This window comes from Arthrobacter sp. 05T47, assembly GCF_056395825.1.
The window spans coordinates 1-2,078 of record NZ_JBFTKG010000107.1 but is presented as its reverse complement, the minus strand read 5'-3'; the positions used below and the strand labels follow the sequence as shown (position 1 = coordinate 2,078).

Annotated in this window: 5 protein-coding genes; 1 reads left to right on the top strand and 4 read right to left on the bottom strand. The window is 58.8% G+C overall.

Annotated elements, in window-relative coordinates; genetic code table 11:
• From AC1DEY_RS23040 to AC1DEY_RS23030, 3 genes are all read right to left on the bottom strand, one after another.
• Positions 1 to 300 (bottom strand): hypothetical protein (locus AC1DEY_RS23040; protein ID WP_476870024.1); only part of this gene is annotated, 300 nt, incomplete at its 3' end.
• On the bottom strand, positions 297 to 692 hold the full coding sequence (locus AC1DEY_RS23035; RefSeq protein ID WP_476870023.1) for a hypothetical protein: 396 nt from the start codon (positions 690 to 692) through the stop codon (positions 297 to 299). The genes AC1DEY_RS23035 and AC1DEY_RS23040, both read right to left, overlap by 4 nt.
• A gap of 87 nt (positions 693 to 779) precedes the next feature.
• Positions 780 to 1,178 (bottom strand): hypothetical protein, encoded by a 399-nt coding sequence (locus AC1DEY_RS23030; protein WP_476870022.1) that lies wholly within the window; start codon positions 1,176 to 1,178, stop codon positions 780 to 782.
• 258 nt (positions 1,179 to 1,436) lie between these two features.
• Here AC1DEY_RS23030 and AC1DEY_RS23025 point away from each other — a divergent pair, with 258 nt between their 5' ends.
• A complete protein-coding gene (locus AC1DEY_RS23025) occupies positions 1,437 to 1,682 on the top strand; it encodes a helix-turn-helix domain-containing protein (protein ID WP_476870021.1) in 246 nt (81 codons plus the stop codon).
• Positions 1,683 to 1,858: 176 nt separating this feature from the next.
• Here the strand turns inward: AC1DEY_RS23025 and AC1DEY_RS23020 are convergent.
• A partial coding sequence (locus AC1DEY_RS23020; protein ID WP_476870020.1) for a hypothetical protein occupies positions 1,859 to 2,078 on the bottom strand: 220 nt, incomplete at its 5' end.

The following is a 2,078-nucleotide window of genomic DNA, read 5'->3' as shown; positions in this document are numbered from 1 at the left end:
GAGTTGGGGTGTTGTTTGCGGCCGTCGCTCAGGAGGGGCGTGGGAGTGTGCCCTCGGTATTAGGCTCGCCGCCGCCGACGCGAYCCCGACAACGCCGATGGTGATGATGACGACCAAGGGGTGTGCTCCGACCAGCCCGAGCAGGCCCAGGCAGGCGAGGAGCGCCAACGTGTCGCCAGGCCGCTCAATGAAGGCGAAAAGCAGCGACAGCAGCAGCGCCATCACCAGCACGATCGCCGCTGCCTTGAGGACCGCCAAGGCCGCGCCCAGGACGAGCAAGGCAAGGATCTTGTTGGTCATGCGTCCCGATCCTTGGTGGGGCGGTCGCAGTAGGCGAGGCAATTGAAGCGCAGGCAGAAGTTCGTGCCTGGATCATCCGCCACGAACACCAACATGCCGAACTCGTCGGTCAGGATGTAGGCGATCTCAAACCATGAGCCGTGGTCGTTGATCCACTCGAACCCTGGCTGTTCAGCCTGGTCCCACGTTATCGGATAGCCGACGGCTTCGTGTATGGCCTCGGACGTGTCGCCGGGTTGGACAACGACGATCTGGAGAATGTCGCCGAGGGGCTGTTGGCGGTCTGTATCGACCTGCCAGACGCGAAGGCCAATAAGCGCGCGCAAGGTTGGATCTAGGGTGGGGTCGGTCAGGGCGGCGGTCACCGCGTCGCGATCGGTGAGCGAAAGCATGGCGCTCTCCTTTCTGGGCAAAGAAAAAGCCCCCGCGACGGTGGTCGCGAGGGCTCGGGATGTGGTTGGCGGATCTCGCCGCGAGGGCTAAGCGCCAGCTAGATAATTGTTCGTGTTATGGTTTCTTGCTGAAAGGCTAGGCGGCGTCCCCAGAAGCAATCGACTTCTTGCCTTGGGCTTGCCCCGCGTCAGCAGCAAGACAGCGCCACCAACCGCCAGGGCGACCGTGCCCCACAGCAAAATTGTCTCGTAGAGGACAATCCGGCTTTCGATCACGTCCAGGCTTGGGTGGGTCAGGGCGTAGGCGGTCACGGACTCGTCCGCCTTCTTGTATTCTGGGTCCTCGCTCCAGTTGAGGTCCTTGGACGACAGCACGATGCTCCTCCTGATATCATGCTGCTTGTAGTGATCTTTGAGTGGAAAGTAGTTTGTCGCCCAAAGTCCGCCTACGACGACGTAGAAAACGGCGATGGCGGATAGCGTCAATCTGACAGCATTTCGAGACATAGATTTCCTCTGGCTAAATCATTTTTACCGATCTCGATGAGAACTATGTTCTTCATCATATAAGATGCTCGGTTTTGCGCGTTCGGTGTGCTGGCGGTTGCTTCTCTTGCCTTGATAGTTGGGGTGCGTGTTGGCCTTAGCGGGCAAGTGCGGAAGCTTGTACGCCTCAAAATAACCCGTTCTGGGATATCCCAAGATCGGATTTAACGGAAGCGCCTCACCTCTCAGGGGCGCTCATTGCCGTCATCCGTCTTCACGCAGCGGCATCAGGAGTTCATTCAATTCCTCGTCGCGGCACGTAAGGCCGCCAACCTCACGCAGGTCGAGCTAGCCGCCCGCCTGGGGCGTCCTCAAAGCTTCGTGTCGAAGGTCGAGCGAGGGGAGCGTCGGATCGACGTGATCGAGTTCTGCCAGGTCGCAGAGGCGCTTGGCCGCGACCCGCCGGGGCTACTTAGGGAATTTGTCGATGGGAAGCGGCGCTGAGGCGCTGCTTATGGCGACTTGATAGCCTTGGCAGTCGTAGCTGCGCCAAGAGTTGACGCTGACCCCACTCCAAGATGCGGGCATTTGGCGTCATTCCGGCAACCTGCCCCTTCTGAGCGAAACGGCAGCTCTCAGTCGGGTTGTGCCGTCATGATTCAGATAACAAACGCACCTCTTCAAATTTCGCCAATTCCCACGTGAGTCTTGTGAATTTTCCATTTCTTCAACAGCTCGCGCTCGATAACTTCGTAGATGAAGGGCAATGGCGGTGGAGCTCCCTCTACTGAAGCGTTGTAGTCAGCCATTGCCTGAAGGACGTCGCCTACCGGAAATTGACGTCCACGTGCGGCTGAAATACGCATACGGATTGCCTMCATTGATGAGMAGGCTTGGTGG

What these genes read in the sequence shown, in the direction of transcription:
- AC1DEY_RS23035 (WP_476870023.1), bottom strand. Translation starts at nt 692, where the DNA reads ATGCTTTCGCTCACCGATCGCGACGCGGTGACCGCCGCCCTGACCGAC.